The sequence below is a fragment of the Pseudomonas sp. FG-3G genome, from assembly GCF_901007645.1.
Lineage (GTDB): Bacteria > Pseudomonadota > Gammaproteobacteria > Pseudomonadales > Pseudomonadaceae > Aquipseudomonas > Aquipseudomonas rhizophila.
Window position 1 is genome coordinate 124537 of record NZ_CAAKGZ010000044.1, and the last position, 16911, is coordinate 141447.

The window sequence follows — 16911 nt, forward strand, 5'->3', positions numbered from 1 at the left end:
ACCTTCGAGCGGTCATCAGCTGTCGGCTTTCAATTTGCCCGTCGTCAGGTACCAATGACGGGCGTTTGGGTCTTCTACCCGCAGAAGTGTGCGGTAATGGGGCCAGCTCAATTCGGAACGCACTGCGTTCCAAATGCTCCTCCCTGTTCGAATTCGATGATGTGCCGCCCGATCTGCCAGCAGGTCTGAACCTGAAGTGTATCGACGGCACGCAGCACCTTCTGGCGAGCCTGGCGGATCAGTTCACCTAGCTCATTAATCAGAGGAGCAAGCTTTGGGTCGTCTAGGGGGAGAAGTGAGGTCATCGAAATGTCAGCCGTGAGAATGGGCGGACCAAAAGGATGCTCTGGACGACGTTTCGATGATGCAGGGCGAGTCTGATTAGGTGGGAGGAAAGCTGTCCGATTCTTGCAGGACGGGTTTGACGCCGCCTGATCTTGGCTGACCCTGGCTTGTAGGAGCTATCCCGGGATGGCGTCATCCACTGCCGACGTCCTCATAATGAGGACGATCATCAGATCGGATCTTGGGCTAGCGCCTTGGACGCGGCGACATAATCGGCCTGGAACTGCTCACTCTCCACCCAATCCAGTGCGGTCTGCTCATCGACGCCTTTGGTCAGGCGACGGTATTCGATCAATGCAGTAATGATGAAGTCGGTCGCTTCGTCCTCACCTTCCTGTTCCAGCACCAGCATCAACAGTGGATAGGCCAGGAACGCTTCGCACATTGCCTTCTGGCTGACCTTTTCAGCTGAGCTCATGATTTGGAATAGCTCCGTCAGGTCCACGGATTCCAGATCGATGCGCTCATCGTTCGGGTCCAGGAAATCGTTCGGCGCAGCAGCACGCTGAATGCGGTTCTTCTTGGCTTTCGCCTTGGCGCGCTGGTTTCGTTTCTGCTGTTTGTTTGCCGATGACATGGGGGGGCAGACTCCTGGCATGAAAATAAGGCGATCTATCCTACAGCTTCAGGGCAACCACTTCGAATCTCAATCCACCACAAACAATGTGGCACCCAGTGAGGTTGAAGAGCTCGACGCGCCGTCACAGCTCCCGTAAATCCCAGGCAATAAAAAACCCCGATCAATTTCTTGATCGGGGTTTTCGGTATTTGGTGCCCAGAGACGGAATCGAACCGCCGACACGGGGATTTTCAATCCCCTGCTCTACCGACTGAGCTATCTGGGCAACGGGGCGCATTAAACGGGTTTTTCAGGGGGTCGTCAAGCACGTTATCAAAAAATATTTAATTATTACCGTCGCTTACGATCCGCCCCGGTTCTGGGTGGCCTATTCGGACGGCGGCACGTAGCCTTCGGCCTTGGCGTATTCTTCGCCGGAAAAGAACTTTTCCATTTCGCCTTGAAGGTATTTGCGGTCTTCGGCGTTCATCATGTTCAGGCGTTTTTCGTTGATCAGCAGGGTCTGGTGTTTTTGCCAGTCCGCCCAGGCCTTGGCCGAGACATTGTCGTAGATGTCCTGGCCTTTGACGCCCGGGAACGGCGCGCGCTCCAGGCCTTCCAGTTGTTCTTTGTACTTGCGGCACATCACGGTGCGGATCATTGCAACTCTCCTGCGTTCAATACGGCGGCCGCGCGTTCGAGCAAGGTCTTGACCGGGGCGGCGAGGCCCAGGCGCGGCGGGGTGGCGAGGTTATACCAGAGCCAGTCGGCCTCGGCCACGTGATGGCCGGTTTCCCGGACCCGGACCAGCCAGGGTTCGATCGCCAACTGGAAGTGGCTGAAAGTGTGCACCAGGCTTGGCATCTGCTGATGATTGCCCAGCTCCAGCGAGTGTTGCAGGGCCAGGTGTTGCAGGTCGTCGAGGTCGTCGAGTTCCGGCAGGCTCCATAAACCGCCCCACAGGCCCGTGGAGGGGCGACGATAAAGCAGAATCGCGCCTTCGCGGTTGGCCAGCATCGGCATCAAGGTGCGTTTTTTGGGCACATCCTTGCGTGGCTTGGGGATCGGGTAGCGGGTCTCCAGGCCGAGCATGTGGGCTTGGCAGCCTTTTTTAAGCGGGCACAGCAGGCAGCTGGGTTTGCTGCGGGTACAGAGCGTGGCGCCCAGGTCCATCATCGCCTGGGTGTAGGCGTTGACCCGGTCTTGAGGCGTGAAGCGCTCGGCAGTCGCCCACAGTTGCTTCGCGACCTTCGGTTCGCCCGGGTAACCTTCCTGGGCGGTGAAGCGCGCCAGCACCCGCTTGACGTTGCCATCGAGGATCGGTGCCCGCAGGCCCATGCTGATGCTGGCGATGGCGCCGGCTGTGGACAGGCCGATCCCCGGTAATTCGGTGAGTTTTTCCACGTCGCGGGGGAATTCACCGCCATATTGGTCGACTACGATCTTCGCGGTTTTCTGCAGATTACGGGCGCGGGTGTAGTAGCCCAGGCCGGTCCACAGGTGCAGCACTTCGTCTTCCGGCGCGGCGGCCAGGGCTTGCACGGTGGGCAGCGAGGCCATGAACCGGTCGAAATAATTGAGCACGGTGCTGACCTGGGTCTGCTGCAGCATGATTTCCGAGACCCACACCCGATACGCAGTGATGTTTTGCTGCCAAGGCAAGTCGTGGCGCCCGTGGCGGTCGAACCAGTCCAGTACGGCGCTGGAAAACTGCTCGGCTGTCATCGCTTGAACAACCCCTTGAGCGCGTCCTTCAGCTCGGGGCTGACCTTGTCGCCGAGCTTCTCGTCGATCTTCTCATTGAGCTTGTCGCCGAGGCGGTCGCCGGCCAGTTTCGCGGCGACTTTGCCCAGACCCTCGTTGTCCAGCCGGCATGCCTTCGCGCCCAGCTCCAGCGGACCGCGGCAGCGTAACGGCCATTCGACATCGACGTAACGTTCGTTGACCTGGCAAGCTGGGTCGGGCATGTCGCTCTTGTCGCCTTCGATGATGATGCCGACGCGGTAGTCCATGCCCAGCACACGCAGGTCGATATCGCCGTTGCCGTTGACGGTCATGCCAGGGATACGGACCTTCAGGTCCGGGTTGCTGGCCACGCCGCTGCGGAAGGTGAGATTGCCGTTGAGTTGCTCGAACGGGGTGTCCTTGCCCCGGGGCTCGCCACTGAGGGTTTTACGATTGAGGGTGGCGATGCCTCGGCACAATTGCTGCTCGAGGTTGGCATTGAGCAGGACACCGTCGTTGATGACGAACCCGGCAGTACCGTTGAGGCTGTCGATCAGGGCCTTTTGGCTGTTGCCGCTGGCGGTCACGGCGCTGTTGAGTGTCACCAGGCCTTTGACGGGCGGATTCTTGCCCTGGCTTTCGATGATTTTCTCGGCCGGTACCCGGTTGATGCGGGTTTGCAGGCTCAACTGCGGCGTGGGCTGGCGCACGTCCAGCGTGCCTTTGACTTCGAAGTTGCCGTTGTACAAATCGCCCCGCAGGTTTTCCAGGGTCAGCAGGCCGCCCTGGCCGGTGGCCTTGAGCGCGGCATTCTGGATCGGCAGTTTATCGAGGGTCAGTTGGCCGAAGGTCAGGTCGGCATCCAGGTCCAGTTTGCCCAGGCGTTCGACCGGAAACAGCCGGTCGTTGCTCCAGGCGCCCTGGGTGGGCGCGCTCGGCAACGGTGTGCTGCCGGCGCCCGCCATGGCACTGGCTTCGGTGTTGCTGACCTCCGCCTCTCGGGCCGCCTTGGAACTGTCGGCCTCGGCGGATTTTGGCGGCAGGTAGCGGTCAACGTTGAAGGTATCGGCCTTGAGCTGCGCACGCAGTGACTGCTTGGCAAAGTCTTCCACGGCGATACGACCGCTGAAGGTGCTGTCGTCGATTTTCAGATTGATGCTATTGAATTCGGCGCTGGTCGGCGTGGCCGCAATACGGGTGACCAGTTCGACTTTGCTCAAGCTGCCTTCGGCCATGGCCGGCAGTTTCTGACCGACGCCGTCGACGAATTTCGCCAGGTCGAATTGGGCGATCGACATGCCGCCGCTCAGTTGCGGGGTCTTGTCCAGATCATTGACCTTCAGTTCGCCCAACGCCCGCAGTTGATTGATGGAAAGCTTGATGCCGGTCCATTCGGCGACGTTCGCCGCTTTATCCAGGAGTAGCTGCCCGTGTGCCGCGAACGTCACGGTCTTGCCTTGCAAAGGGTCGCCCGTGGCTTCGCCGGACAGCTTCAGGTCTTCGAACTTGTAGCGCTGCAAGGCGCGCTCGAAGCGCAGCTCGCCCGTGACCTCGGTGCGCACCCGCACGGCTGGCTGGTTGCTGGCCAGGAATGCGGTGAGCGTGACCGGAATGTTGGTGGAATCATGGATCGGGCCAGTGCTCAGTTGGATGCTTTCGGCGGTGAACTGCCGGCCGGCCTGCTCGTCGGTGTATTCGACCCGGGCGTTGTTCACGGTCAGGCTGTCGATGTCCAGGCGGGTTGGCTGGGCCGGTTTCTGCGCCGGGGCGCTGTCCCCAGGGGCAGGCTGTTCGGCCGGTGCCGGGGCGTTTGCCGTGGTTTTAGAGGCGGGTGCCTTGCCGATGTCTTCCCAATTGCCGTGGCCGTTCTTGTCACGGTTGAGTCGCAGGTTCAGGCCTTCGACGCGCACGTCGCTCATCTGCACTTCGCGGCGCAGCAGTGGAATCACGCGCACGGAAAGGCCGAGCATCTGCAGGTCGGCGAACGGTTGTGTCGGGTTTGCCAGGGTGGCGACACTGGCTTCGTGCAATTCCAGACCCAGCCACGGGAAAAGGCTCCAGCCGATGTCGCCATTGAGGGTCAGCTCAATGTGGGCCTTGTCGCGGGCTATCTGGCGGATCTCTTCTTTATAGTCGTTGGGATCGAAGAGGTGGGTCAGGGCAAAGCCCAAGGCCACAATGACCAGCAACAGCCCGAGAAGTACCAGACCCAGGATTTTGCCGAACGCTTTCATGGGCGAGTCCTTGTAGGTTGAGTTCAAAATTTAGCCTGGGAGTATAACGCCCTGACCTGATGGCGCGTTGGGTGATCGTTCTTTCTGACAGGCCTGTGGGCCATGGAACCGTGGCGAGGGTCGCGCTGAGCTCCCGGATCTAGGCCTGCTCCAGTGCCAGTTTCAATTTGGCCGCCAGCGCCTGGGCTTCCAGATGACCGGATGGGGCCAAGAGCTTCAGTTCGGCACCGTGTTGCGTAGCCATTTTCCGTGCTTCGCTGACCAATCGTTCCGCCACCCCACGACGACGGGTGACGTTTCGCACGCACATTTGGGACAAGTGCCAGACGTCCTGGTGCCGTTGCAGCCGTGCGGCGCCGAGCAACCGGTCATTGAAGCGGGCTGCGATCAACGCGCCGTCCTCCAGGCATTTGTGTATCAATTGTGTGCCGTCAGTGAACGGCTCGAACAGCCAGGCCGGGGCATCCTGGTAGATTTTGTGCAGGTCCTGCCGGTCCCGACAGGTGGCGTCATTCAACTGCTCGACAACGATGGGCATATAAATTCCTGAAAAATAAACGATTCACGCCCTACAGAAAACGTGCAATGGCGCGATAAGACAGAAGATGTAAAAAAGGTGATAGCACTTTGGCTTTTCTGTCATAAGCAAATGGTAACCTTTACCCGTTCGCCCGTCCTTCTGCGACTCAATGTCGCACCAAAATGAAGCTTCACCAGAAAATACAGTCGCGCTTTGCGTGCAATAAGGCTGAGGGTGATGCATGGCTGGCGAGCCATACCAATAACTGGGGGATACATAATGAGCACGAGCATCACGGCGGACGGCTTTGCCGCCCAGCCTGCGTTCCTCTCCAAGGAACGCATTATCGCCAAGCCCGGATTCAACCGGTGGCTGGTTCCACCGGCCGCACTGGCCATCCACCTTTGCATCGGCATGGCCTACGGCTTTTCGGTGTTCTGGTTGCCGTTGTCCAAGGCACTGGGCGTCACCAAGCCTGTAGCCTGTGCACCGGACATGAGCTTCATCGCACAAGTCTTTTCATCCCAATGTGACTGGCCGATCTCGATGCTCGGCTGGATCTACACCCTGTTCTTCATCTTCCTGGGTTGCTCGGCAGCCATCTGGGGCGGCTGGCTGGAACACGCCGGGCCACGTAAGGCTGGCGTTGTATCGGCCTTGTGCTGGTGCGGCGGTCTGCTGATTTCCGCGCTGGGTATTTACACTCACCAGATATGGCTGATGTGGGTCGGCTCCGGGGTAATCGGTGGTATCGGCTTGGGGCTGGGCTACATTTCCCCGGTTTCGACGCTGATCAAGTGGTTCCCGGACAAGCGTGGCATGGCCACCGGCATGGCGATCATGGGCTTCGGCGGCGGCGCGATGGTAGGTGCACCGCTGGCTGCAGCGCTGATGAGCCATTTCTCTTCGCCGACTGAAGTGGGCGTATGGCAAAGCTTCCTGGTCATGGCCGCGATCTACTTCGTATTCATGGTCGGTGGCGCCCTGTCGTACCGCGTCCCGCCGACCGGCTGGAAGCCTGAAGGTTGGACCCCGGCACCGAAGAAAGCCGCGAACGCGATGATCACCCATCGTCACGTTCACGTGAACGTGGCCTGGAAAACCCCGCAGTTCCGTCTGGTATGGCTGGTGCTGTGCCTGAACGTATCCGCCGGTATCGGCATCATCGGCATGGCATCGCCACTGTTGCAGGAAGTGTTCGGCGGCAAGTTGCTCGGCAATGACTTGCCTTTCGGTCAGTTGGATGCTGCGCAACTGGGTCAGATCGCGGCCATTGCGGCCGGTTTCACTGGTCTGCTGAGCCTGTTCAACATCGGTGGGCGGTTCTTCTGGGCATCCTGCTCGGATTACCTGGGTCGCAAGAACACCTACTTCGTGTTCTTCGCCCTGGGCTTTGCCCTGTACGCGCTGATCCCGAACCTGGGTCATCTGGGCAGCGTCGCGCTGTTCGTGGCGGCGTTCTGCATCATCCTGTCGATGTACGGCGGCGGTTTTGCCACCGTGCCGGCCTACCTGGCGGACCTGTTCGGTACGCAAATGGTCGGCGCGATCCACGGTCGGTTGTTGACCGCTTGGGCCGCAGCAGGCGTGCTGGGTCCGGTACTGGTGAACTACCTGCGTGAATATCAGCTGAGCATCGGCGTTGAACGCGCTGCGGCCTATGACATCACCTTGTACATCCTCGCCGGCCTGCTGGTACTGGGCTTCCTGTGCAACCTGATGGTCCGTCCGGTCGCCGACAAGTACTTCATGACCGACGCCGAACTGGCCGCCGAACAGGCGCTGGGCCATGACAAGGGCGCTGACAGCACCACTTCGCTGGAGTGGAAAGCCGCGCCGGGCACCAAGCCTTTGGCGATCGCCGCCTGGTTGGTGGTGGGCATTCCGTTGGCGTGGGGTGTCTGGGTAACCCTGCAGAAGACGGCGGTGTTGTTCCAGTAATGCGCTAGCCCGAACCCGCTGGGGTGAGGGCGAATCTTGTGGGAGCGAGCCTGCTCGCGATGAGGGAGGGTCAGCCGGCATCATTGTCGGCTGATCCACCGCTATCGCGAGCAGGCTCGCTCCCACATTTGTTTTGGGTGATGGCCACAATTGCTTGTACGGACATGTCTATCGCCGACAACCCGTCAGGGATATCACCTCCCGTGTTTCTGTTTGCCGCTCGCGCCCCTATAATGGCTGCCTTTTTCGCCCAATGATTTTGCGGAGCTGGTGATGGCCGAACGTAAGGCGTCTGTCGAGCGCGACACTCTGGAAACCCAGATCAAAGCCTCGATCAACCTGGATGGCACCGGAAAGGCCCGGTTTGATATCGGCGTGCCTTTTCTTGAGCACATGCTGGACCAGATCGCCCGTCATGGGCTGATCGACCTGGATATCGTCAGCAAGGGCGACCTGCACATCGACGACCACCACACGGTGGAAGACGTCGGTATCACCCTGGGGCAGGCCTTCACCAAAGCCATCGGCGACAAGAAAGGCATCCGTCGCTACGGCCACGCCTACGTGCCGCTCGATGAGGCGCTGTCGCGTGTGGTCATCGACTTCTCCGGTCGTCCGGGCCTGCAAATGCATGTGCCGTACACCCGTGCCACCGTTGGCGGCTTCGACGTGGACCTGTTCCAGGAATTTTTCCAGGGCTTCGTCAACCACGCCAATGTGACCCTGCACATCGACAACCTGCGCGGGCACAACACCCACCACCAGATCGAAACCGTGTTCAAGGCTTTCGGCCGCGCGCTGCGCATGGCCGTGGAGCTCGATGACCGCATGGCCGGGCAAATGCCCTCCACCAAGGGCGTCCTGTAATGCAGACGGTCGCGGTTATCGATTACGGCATGGGCAACCTGCACTCGGTGGCCAAGGCCCTCGAGCACGTGGGCGCCGGCAAGGTACTGATCACCAGCGATGCCGACGTGATTCGCGAAGCCGACCGGGTGGTCTTTCCCGGTGTTGGTGCGATTCGTGACTGCATGGCCGAGATCCGTCGCCTGGGCTTCGATTCGCTTGTGCATGAAGTCAGTCAGGATCGTCCGTTCCTTGGCATTTGCGTGGGCATGCAGGCCTTGCTCGAGAGCAGCGAGGAGAACGACGGCGTCGATTGCATCGCGATGTTTCCAGGCCAGGTGAAGTTTTTCGGCAAGGATCTGCACGAAGACGGCGAGCACCTGAAAGTCCCGCACATGGGCTGGAACGAGGTGAAGCAGACGGTGGATCACCCGCTGTGGCACAACATTCCGGATCTGGCGCGCTTCTACTTCGTGCACAGCTACTACATCGCGGCCGGTAACGCCCGGCAGGTGGTGGGCGGCGGTCACTATGGCGTCGACTTCGCCGCGGCCCTGGCCGACGGTTCGCGCTTCGCCGTGCAGTTCCATCCGGAGAAGAGCCATACCCATGGCCTGCAGTTGCTGCAGAACTTCGCCGCGTGGGACGGGCGCTGGTAATGGCCCGCAAGAAACCGCCGATCCTCACCCTCACGCCCGAGCAGGAAAGTGAGGCGAACCTCAAGATCCAACGGTTCATGGAGGATCGTTTCGAACTGGACCTGGGTTCGTTCGAGGCGGCGGAAATTCTTGAGCTGTTTACCCGCGAAATTGCTCCGCACTATTACAACAGGGCGATTTTCGATGTGCAGACGCACCTTAAAGAAAGGTTCGAAAGCATCGAAAGCGACTTGTGGGCGCTCGAGAAAAACTGATTTCCGAGCCAAGCTGAACATTCGAATTTGAAGGTTTGCCAGATGCTGATTATCCCCGCTATCGATCTCAAGGACGGCGCTTGCGTACGTCTGCGTCAGGGCCGGATGGAAGACTCCACGGTGTTCTCCGATGACCCGGTGAGCATGGCCGCCAAGTGGGTGGAGGGCGGCTGCCGTCGCCTGCATCTGGTTGACCTGAACGGTGCCTTCGAAGGGCAGCCGGTGAACGGCGAAGTGGTCACGGCCATTGCCAAGCGCTACCCGAACCTGCCGATCCAGATCGGCGGCGGTATCCGCTCGCTGGAAACCATCGAACACTACGTCAAGGCTGGCGTGAGCTATGTGATCATCGGCACCAAGGCGGTGAAAGACCCGGCGTTTGTCGCTGAGGCTTGCCGCGCCTTCCCGGGCAAGGTCATCGTTGGCCTGGATGCCAAGGACGGTTTCGTCGCCACTGACGGTTGGGCTGAAGTCAGTACCGTGCAGGTGATTGACCTGGCCAAGCGTTTCGAGGCCGATGGGGTGTCTGCCATCGTCTACACCGACATCGCCAAAGACGGCATGATGCAGGGCTGCAACGTTCCGTTCACCGCCGCCCTGGCCGCCGCCACGAAGATTCCGGTGATCGCCTCCGGCGGCATCCATAACCTGGGCGACATCAAGGCGCTGCTCGACGCCAAGGCGCCTGGCATCATCGGCGCGATCACCGGTCGCGCGATCTACGAAGGCACGCTGGATGTCGCTGAGGCCCAGGCCTTCTGCGATTCCTACAAAGGCTGAGGACTGACCATGGCGCTGGCCAAACGCATCATCCCTTGCCTGGACGTGGACAACGGCCGGGTGGTCAAGGGCGTCAAGTTCGAGAACATCCGCGACGCCGGCGACCCGGTGGAAATCGCCCGTCGCTATGACGAGCAGGGCGCGGACGAGATTACCTTCCTCGACATCACGGCCAGCGTAGACGGCCGCGATACCACGCTGCATACCGTCGAGCGCATGGCCAGCCAGGTGTTCATCCCGCTGACCGTGGGCGGTGGCGTGCGCACCGTGCAGGACATCCGCAACCTGCTCAACGCCGGTGCGGACAAGGTGTCGATCAACACCGCCGCGGTGTTCAACCCGGAATTCGTCGGCGAAGCGGCCCAGCGTTTTGGTTCGCAGTGCATTGTCGTGGCCATCGATGCCAAGAAAGTGTCCGGCCCGGGCGAAACCCCGCGCTGGGAGATCTTCACCCACGGTGGGCGCAAACCCACCGGCCTGGACGCCGTGGAATGGGCGAAGAAGATGGAAGGCCTGGGGGCCGGTGAGATCTTGCTGACCAGCATGGACCAGGACGGCATGAAAAACGGTTTCGACCTGGGCGTCACCCGCGCCATCAGCGATGCCTTGGGCATTCCGGTCATCGCCTCCGGCGGCGTCGGCAACCTGCAGCACCTGGCCGATGGCATCCTTGAAGGCCATGCCAGTGCGGTACTGGCGGCGAGCATTTTCCACTTCGGCGAATACACGGTGCCGGAAGCCAAGGCTTACATGGCGCAGCGCGGAATCGTCATTCGATAAGCGGGCACAGGCGAGACCCGATGCTCCCCTCAGGAGGCGACGGGGGTTGCGTTTTGCGCCCCTGTCGCAGGGCTCAGTACGTCAACCCTCGGCTCGGATGCCTGTCCTGATTTGTCGTAGGCGATTGTGCAGAATTTCAGCGGCAGTTCTGCATCCGGAAACCAGAAATCCATGTAGGTGTGGGTCAGATACTGCTCATCCCTTGAGCAATCTGTGGTGTCCAGCGGGCCAAATTTGACGGCGTAGGTCCGGTACTCGCTACCGCGTGCCAGCTCCACGCCGACTCCGCTGCTGATCGACAAATCGGGCTGCGCCGTTGGCGTGTCATCAAGGACTTCCACCACAAGGGACAGTCCATTCTTGATGAGTCCGACCTGCGCGCCTTGAGTCGCGGAATCAACGCCAAGAATGCAAAGGAAATAGAAACCGGGCTGGGCGCCGATCTCGCTGTTGATAAACGCGTCGTTAGAACTTATTGCGTCGCTGTAATAATGGCCACTTTCGCAGTCCTTCGCAGTGCGCACGGTCTTGTGGCGATAAAAAGCGGTGCTGATGGAGAAATGGTAATCCCATGTCGGAATTTCCATCGTTCCGTCATCCCGTTTTTTGAGCCTCTTGTACCTTGCGGGCTCGTTGGCATCAGCACTCACGGTGAACGCTGGATAAAGCGGACAAGAGGAAGTTGCCTCATTGGCAATGTGGCCTTGTACAAAGCATCCGTTGAGAAAGATCGTCGGGTTCCCATAAACGTTTTTGGGAATGGCCTTATAGACATCCCCAACCCGCGTACAGGGTGCATGTTCGTCGCATGGAGCGAAACCGGCCGCCAGGTTACCGGTGCCTATTACGCCTATTATCTCGTTGGAGTGACGATCAAGAATCGGCCCCCCTGAACTGCCGCCGGCTATATCCTGACAGCGTGTCATCACGTTGTTTCGCCATACCCATGGGCCTTCCACTATTTCCCGAGCAGGCTGCAAAGTGCAGGCAGCCATGCGCAATGTGGCGTTGTCGAAACCCAGCGGGGCACTCACGATCAGCACATCGGTCCCGTCGGCAGGCTTTTGCCGGGCCAGTTCCAGGGGCTGTATACCTTCCTCAATGAGTTTCTGAAGGCTGACGTCCAATTCTATGATCGCCAGATCAACGCCTTGCATACTGCGCCATGCCACCTTTTTCAGCGCGTAGGTTTTGAATAATTCGGTGTCGGCGAAGTAATCGAACTGCATGACCCCGCTGACCGGTTTATCCGTCACGATGTTGCCGTTGCCTTTTTCGATACAGTGTCCTGAAGTGAGTACATAGGCGGGTGTTGGTTGGGGTACCGATGCATCCTGAGTGTCGAGGAGCGTCGCGGTACAAGAGCCGTCGATAAACAGGCGTCCGACGCCCCGCCAGTGGTTGTGTGATCCATCCGCGTTTTCAAGGACCTTAGAGGCCGTAAAATTTTGCATGCCTTCGCCAAAGTCCTGGCTGTGGGCGATACCCTGCAAACTCAGCGAGCAGAGCAGGCCGGTCAGCAGAAAGGAGATCGATTTCATCGAGTGACACCTTTGGTTAGTTGAATGAAAACCGGCAGTGGCCGGTGTTCTCTAATTAATCAGGTAGGGGCCGACGGTTGGCGGTAAATAGTTACCTCAACGGTGAGAGTGCTGTTTTATATTTTGAGTCGTTGAGCCGCCTGGGCAGCAAAGGGCTGTGGACATGCTCGCAGGCCCGAGGCACTCTTGGGCACGCCATGGATTCGGGTAGCAGACATGTTCAGACGCATTCTTTTGGTTCTTGCCAGTGCCTCTTTGTTGTTCGTCAACGGGGCACAAGCTCAAGATCGCCGTGACGTCGGCCTGGTGTTGCTGACGGAAAACTTCCCGCCCTACAACATGGCCAAGAATGGCAAAAACTTCGCTCAGGACGAGAACATCAATGGCATCGCGGTGGATATTGTCCGCGAGATATTCAAACGTGCCGATATCAGCTACAGCCTGACACTGCGTTTCCCGTGGGAGCGAATTTATAAACTGGCCCTGGATAATCCCGGGTACGGCGTGTTTGTCACAGCGCGATTGCCCGAGCGTGAAAAACTCTTCAAATGGGTCGGCCCGATTGGCCCGGACGACTGGATCATGCTCGCCAAGGCTGACAGCAAGATTTCCCTGGACTCGTTGGAGCAGGCGCGTCAATACAGGATCGGGGCTTACAAGGGTGACGCGATTGCCGAGACCTTGGCCAAGCAAGGGCTGAACCCGATTGTCGTGTTGCGCGATCAGGACAACGCCAGGAAGCTGGTCAATGGTCAAATCGATCTGTGGGCCACCGGGGATCCGGCCGGGCGCTATCTGGCGCGTGAGGAAGGGGTGAACGATCTCAAGACCGTGCTACGGTTCAACAGTGCCGAGTTGTACCTGGCGTTGAACAAAAACGTGCCCGACGACGTGGTCGCCCGCCTTCAAGCGGCCCTGGATGAACTGCGCAAGGAAGGTGCGGTGGACGCGATCATGGCGCGGTATCTCTGATCGCCGATTCGGTTCCGAATGCGCAAATCTGTGGGAGCGAGCTTGCTCGCGAAAGCGGTGGGTCAGCTTGAAGAGATGTTGAATGTACAGCCGTCATCGCGAGCAAGCTCGCTCCCACAGGTATTGTGGGTGTCTGCAAATAATGTGTTCACCATGGATCACTGTGGGAGCGAGCCTGCTCGCGATAGCGGCGCCGCGGTTTGAGATCGAGCCCAACCGCTACCGATAAACCCCATCTTTGCCATGCCCAGCCATCGCCCGATTGCTGCGCAAGCTGATCATCGACTTGATGTCGATCCATTCGATGCCCTGGGCCTTGAGCCTGGGCAGTTCACGTTCGAGCACGGCCAGGGTCTGCGGATAGGGATGGCCGATCATCACCGCAGAGCCCTGCTGGCGAGCCAGCTCTATGGCGACCTGAAGCTGATGGGCGATGGCCGCTTCGGTGCGCTCATCGTCCAGGAACACATCGCGTGACACGCTGGCGAGGCCGATTTTTTGCGCCTCGGCGGCGGCGACTGTCTGGGCGCTGGTGCGGCTGTCGACAAAGAACTTGTGTCGCTGCTGCAAGTTCGCCATCAACCACGCCATGGCCCGCGGCTGGGAAGTCATGCGGCTGCCCATGTGGTTATTGATCCCGCTGGTGAAGGGCACGGCGGCGAATGCGGCGTCGAGGCGTTTTCCCAACTCTTCAAGGGGCAGTTCCGGATGCCAGGCGAACGGCCCGGTGGCCGGGTCCATGGGCATGTGCAGCATGACGACCTTGCCGGCGCGATGGGCTTCGCGGGCGAGTTCGGCAGCGTGTGGCGTATCGGGCATGATCGCCGCAGTGACCGGGCCGGGCAGGGCCAGCACGCGGCGATCCCGAGGCAGGTTTTGCCCCAGGTCATCGATGATCAGGCTCAGGTAGGCCTTGTGCGGTGCCGGTGCCGGTGTGGCGGGCGCGGCAAAGGCCGCGCCAGCCAGGCAGCACACCAGGCCCAGGATGAAGCGCAGGCCCATCTCAGCGGCCGGAGGTGATGTTCAGTCCTTTGAGCAGGCTCAGGGCCTGAGCCAACTGATAATCATCATCCTGCGGCATGGGCTTGGCCTTGGCGCCGGAACCGGTCGGTTTGTCGGCGCCGCCGTTGCCATTGCCCAAGTGACCCTGCAAGTCAGCTTCCTTGAAGTACTCGCTGTCCTGCTCGCTGGTGATCTTGGCCTTGCGCACCTCGATGTCCGGGACGATGCCCTGGGCCTGGATGGATCGGCCGTTAGGGGTGTAGTACAGCGCAGTAGTGATCTTCAGGGCGCGGTCATTGTTGAGCGGCAAGACGGTCTGCACCGAGCCTTTGCCAAAACTGGTGGTGCCCATGACGACACCGCGTTTCTGGTCCTGCAGGGCGCCGGCGACGATTTCCGATGCCGAAGCGCTGCCACCGTTGATCAGTACCACCAGCGGCACGGCTTCGCTCAGGTCGTTGCCGGTGGCCGAAAAGCGCAGCTCGGAATTGGCGATGCGGCCCTTGGTGTAGACGATCAGGCCCTTGGTGATGAAATGGTCCACCACCTCCACGGCCGATTGCAGCACGCCGCCGGGGTTGTTACGCAGGTCCAGGACCATGCCGTTGAGCTTCTTGCCGTTGTCCTTGCGCAGCTTGGCCAGGGCCTTGGCGACTTCTTCGCCGGTCTTGACCTGGAACTGGGTGATGCGGATGTAGCCGTAGCCCGACTCCAGCAACTGGCTCTTCACGCTTTTGACCTGGATGATCGCGCGGGTCAGGGTCACGTCGAACGGCGTGCCGCCATCGCGCACCAGGGTCAGGGTAATCTTCTGGCCGATTTTGCCGCGCATCTTGTCCACGGCTTCGGTCATGCTCTGGCCGCGAGTCGGCTGGCCGTTGATCTTGACGATGAAGTCACCGGCCTGGATGCCGGCCTTGGAAGCAGGCGTGTCGTCGATGGGCGAAACCACTTTGACGAAGCCGTCTTCGCTGCCGACCTCGATGCCCAGGCCGCCGAACTCGCCGCTGGTGCTTTCCTGCAGCTCGGCGAAATCTTCCGGCCCCAGGTAGGCCGAGTGGGGATCAAGGTTGCTGAGCATGCCCTTGATGGCGTTCTCCAGCAGCAGCTTGTCGTCCACCGGTTCCACGTAGGCGGCCTTGATCCGGTCCATGACTTCGGCAAAGGTGCGCAGTTCGTCCAGCGGCAGCGGGGCCTTGGTGGTCGCGGCCGTAGCGGCGGTCGACGAGGGGGCCGGTTCAGCGGCGAACGCCAGGGGCGCACCGATCACCAGGGCGATCGTCAGGGCCAGCGAGGTGAGGCGGGACAAATGCAGCATGTCGAACGAACTCCTGAGTTGGATGGGCGCGCTTATCCTTGCGCACGACACCATTGGGTCGGGTCACTGGGGCGACCCTGCTGACGAATAGCGAAATACAGCGCTGGCGTATCCTGCCCGCCACTGTTACCAACCGTAGAGATGGACTCGCCGGCCTTGACTACATCGCCGGCCGCCTTGAGCAGCGTCTGGTTATGGCCGTACAGGCTCAAATAGCCGTTACCATGATCCAGGATCACCAGCAGGCCGGCGCCGCGAAGCCAGTCGGCGAACACCACACGACCGCCATGCACGGCATGCACCTGGCTGCCGGCAGTGGCGCTGATCATCACGCCGTCCCATTTGGTGCGGGTATCATCGCCGCGGGTTTGGCCGAAGCGTGCAAGCAATCGACCATTGACCGGCCATGGAAGTTTGCCCCGTGCCGAAGCAAAGGCGCCGCCGAAGGTTTCACCCCCTGCCGAAACCAGGGGGCCAGGGCTTGATCGGGCAGGTTTGCGCGGTGCATCGCTGGCGTCGGCCTGGGCTTCACGCAAACGCTTTTTTTCGGCTTCCTGCTGGGCGATCAGCGCCTTCTGGCGCGCTTCTTCCGCCTCTCGAGCCTGGCGTGCCAGGGTTTCTTCGATGGTCTTCAGGACTTTTGCCAGTTGAGCCTGGTCCTGCTCGCGAGCCTTGAGCTTGCTGTCGCGGGCCTTAACGTCCTCATTGAGCTTGGCCAGGGCGACCTGACGCTCCTTGCGAACCTTCTCGAGTTCTTCGCGTTGGGTGTCGAGGCTGCTTTTCTGCACCAGCAACTGGGCCTGCTGCAATTCAATCTCTTTTTCGACATTGGCCAGCTGGCGCAGGGTTTCGTTAAAGCTCTTGAGTTGCTCCAGGCGTGCCTGGCTCAGGTAATCGTAATACGTGAGCGTGCGGGCGAATTTCTCGGGGTTTTGCTGGTTGAGCAGCAGCTTGAGATATTCCTGCCGGCCGTTCTGGTAGGCCGCGCGGGCCTGGATGGCGATCAGCTTTTGCTGTTCAGTGCGCGCGCTCTGGAGTTTTTTTTTCTCTCCATCGAGCCGCTGCAGCTCGGATTCACTTTTCTTCAGCTCTTGTTGCAGGGCGTCGACCTGCTTCTCCAGCTTGCCCATCTCGGTCTCGGTGCCGCGCAGGTCTTTCTGCACGCCGGACTTCTCTTCCTGCAACTTGCCCAGCAGCTTTTTCAGCTCGGCAATGTCCTGACGCGTGGCGTCCAACTGCTGTTGGGTTTGTGCACGCTCGTCAGCGAAGGCCGGTTGGAGCAGGCAGGTCAGAGCGAGGGCTATCAGAACGCGAAGCATAGAGGCGGGCGACACCAGGGAAAGGGACGGCCTAGTATGCCCGCCCCACGCTGCAAAAAAAACGCCCATTTGGGGCTGTGTGATAACTGGCCCAAAAAACACCTTGAACCCTGTGG

The 16911-nt window shown here is 60.2% G+C and carries 16 protein-coding genes, 1 tRNA gene and 1 pseudogene; 7 read left to right on the forward strand and 11 right to left on the reverse strand.

Annotated features, from left to right (window positions below; genetic code table 11):
• Positions 1 to 27 precede the first annotated feature (27 nt).
• From PSEUDOMOFG3G_RS25565 to panM, 7 genes and pseudogenes are all read right to left on the reverse strand, one after another.
• Positions 28 to 305, reverse strand: a pseudogene (locus PSEUDOMOFG3G_RS25565) (DUF1016 domain-containing protein); the annotation flags it as partial.
• 209 nt (positions 306 to 514) lie between these two features.
• Positions 515 to 922, reverse strand: a complete 408-nt coding sequence (locus PSEUDOMOFG3G_RS25570; RefSeq protein WP_139048843.1) for a hypothetical protein — start codon at positions 920 to 922, stop codon at positions 515 to 517.
• Positions 923 to 1114: 192 nt separating this feature from the next.
• Positions 1115 to 1190 (reverse strand) — tRNA-Phe (locus tag PSEUDOMOFG3G_RS25575).
• A gap of 102 nt (positions 1191 to 1292) precedes the next feature.
• A complete protein-coding gene (locus PSEUDOMOFG3G_RS25580; protein ID WP_047226893.1) occupies positions 1293 to 1565 on the reverse strand; it encodes an oxidative damage protection protein in 273 nt (90 codons plus the stop codon).
• Positions 1562 to 2629, reverse strand: coding sequence for an A/G-specific adenine glycosylase (gene mutY / locus PSEUDOMOFG3G_RS25585; protein ID WP_139048844.1), 1068 nt, complete (start codon positions 2627 to 2629; stop codon positions 1562 to 1564). The genes PSEUDOMOFG3G_RS25580 and mutY overlap by 4 nt, the downstream gene beginning before the upstream one ends.
• Positions 2626 to 4863, reverse strand: a complete 2238-nt coding sequence (locus PSEUDOMOFG3G_RS25590) for an AsmA family protein (protein ID WP_139048845.1) — start codon at positions 4861 to 4863, stop codon at positions 2626 to 2628. Before PSEUDOMOFG3G_RS25590 ends, mutY begins: the two co-directional genes overlap by 4 nt.
• 139 nt (positions 4864 to 5002) lie before the next feature.
• The gene (gene panM, locus PSEUDOMOFG3G_RS25595) at positions 5003 to 5401 is read right to left on the reverse strand and encodes an aspartate 1-decarboxylase autocleavage activator PanM (protein ID WP_047226896.1); all 399 of its coding nucleotides are present in this window, start codon (positions 5399 to 5401) and stop codon (positions 5003 to 5005) included.
• Between the two features lie 261 nt (positions 5402 to 5662).
• Here panM and PSEUDOMOFG3G_RS25600 point away from each other — a divergent pair, with 261 nt between their 5' ends.
• The 6 genes from PSEUDOMOFG3G_RS25600 (at position 5663) to hisF (ending at position 10643) form a co-directional block, all read left to right on the forward strand.
• A complete protein-coding gene (locus PSEUDOMOFG3G_RS25600; RefSeq protein ID WP_047226897.1) occupies positions 5663 to 7324 on the forward strand; it encodes an OFA family MFS transporter in 1662 nt (553 codons plus the stop codon).
• A gap of 273 nt (positions 7325 to 7597) precedes the next feature.
• Complete coding sequence (gene hisB, locus PSEUDOMOFG3G_RS25605) at positions 7598 to 8191, forward strand: imidazoleglycerol-phosphate dehydratase HisB (protein WP_003186751.1); 594 nt, start codon at positions 7598 to 7600, stop codon at positions 8189 to 8191.
• On the forward strand, positions 8191 to 8829 hold the full coding sequence (hisH, locus tag PSEUDOMOFG3G_RS25610) for an imidazole glycerol phosphate synthase subunit HisH (protein ID WP_047226898.1): 639 nt from the start codon (positions 8191 to 8193) through the stop codon (positions 8827 to 8829). Before hisB ends, hisH begins: the two co-directional genes overlap by 1 nt.
• The gene (locus PSEUDOMOFG3G_RS25615) at positions 8829 to 9083 is read left to right on the forward strand and encodes a DUF2164 domain-containing protein (RefSeq protein WP_047226899.1); all 255 of its coding nucleotides are present in this window, start codon (positions 8829 to 8831) and stop codon (positions 9081 to 9083) included. Before hisH ends, PSEUDOMOFG3G_RS25615 begins: the two co-directional genes overlap by 1 nt.
• Before the next feature lie 42 nt (positions 9084 to 9125).
• On the forward strand, positions 9126 to 9863 hold the full coding sequence (gene hisA / locus PSEUDOMOFG3G_RS25620; RefSeq protein WP_047226900.1) for a 1-(5-phosphoribosyl)-5-[(5-phosphoribosylamino)methylideneamino]imidazole-4-carboxamide isomerase: 738 nt from the start codon (positions 9126 to 9128) through the stop codon (positions 9861 to 9863).
• A gap of 9 nt (positions 9864 to 9872) precedes the next feature.
• The gene (gene hisF, locus PSEUDOMOFG3G_RS25625) at positions 9873 to 10643 is read left to right on the forward strand and encodes an imidazole glycerol phosphate synthase subunit HisF (protein ID WP_047226901.1); all 771 of its coding nucleotides are present in this window, start codon (positions 9873 to 9875) and stop codon (positions 10641 to 10643) included.
• A 29-nt stretch (positions 10644 to 10672) separates the two neighbouring features.
• Here the strand turns inward: hisF and PSEUDOMOFG3G_RS25630 are convergent, their stop codons facing one another.
• Complete coding sequence (locus PSEUDOMOFG3G_RS25630) at positions 10673 to 12184, reverse strand: serine protease (RefSeq protein ID WP_139048847.1); 1512 nt, start codon at positions 12182 to 12184, stop codon at positions 10673 to 10675.
• Between the two features lie 216 nt (positions 12185 to 12400).
• Here PSEUDOMOFG3G_RS25630 and PSEUDOMOFG3G_RS25635 point away from each other — a divergent pair, with 216 nt between their 5' ends.
• Positions 12401 to 13156, forward strand: coding sequence for an ABC transporter substrate-binding protein (locus tag PSEUDOMOFG3G_RS25635; protein ID WP_139048848.1), 756 nt, complete (start codon positions 12401 to 12403; stop codon positions 13154 to 13156).
• A 219-nt stretch (positions 13157 to 13375) separates the two neighbouring features.
• Here PSEUDOMOFG3G_RS25635 and PSEUDOMOFG3G_RS25640 read toward each other — a convergent pair whose 3' ends face one another.
• The 3 genes from PSEUDOMOFG3G_RS25640 to PSEUDOMOFG3G_RS25650 are packed head-to-tail and all read right to left on the reverse strand — an operon-like array spanning position 13376 to position 16795.
• Positions 13376 to 14158, reverse strand: a complete 783-nt coding sequence (locus PSEUDOMOFG3G_RS25640) for a divergent polysaccharide deacetylase family protein (protein WP_076383351.1) — start codon at positions 14156 to 14158, stop codon at positions 13376 to 13378.
• A 1-nt stretch (position 14159) separates the two neighbouring features.
• Positions 14160 to 15476 carry a S41 family peptidase gene (locus PSEUDOMOFG3G_RS25645; protein WP_047226905.1) on the reverse strand — a complete coding sequence of 439 codons (1317 nt, stop codon included), beginning with the start codon at positions 15474 to 15476 and terminating at the stop codon, positions 14160 to 14162.
• A 32-nt stretch (positions 15477 to 15508) separates the two neighbouring features.
• Positions 15509 to 16795 (reverse strand): murein hydrolase activator EnvC, encoded by a 1287-nt coding sequence (locus tag PSEUDOMOFG3G_RS25650; protein WP_139048849.1) that lies wholly within the window; start codon positions 16793 to 16795, stop codon positions 15509 to 15511.
• Positions 16796 to 16911: the final 116 nt, after the last annotated feature.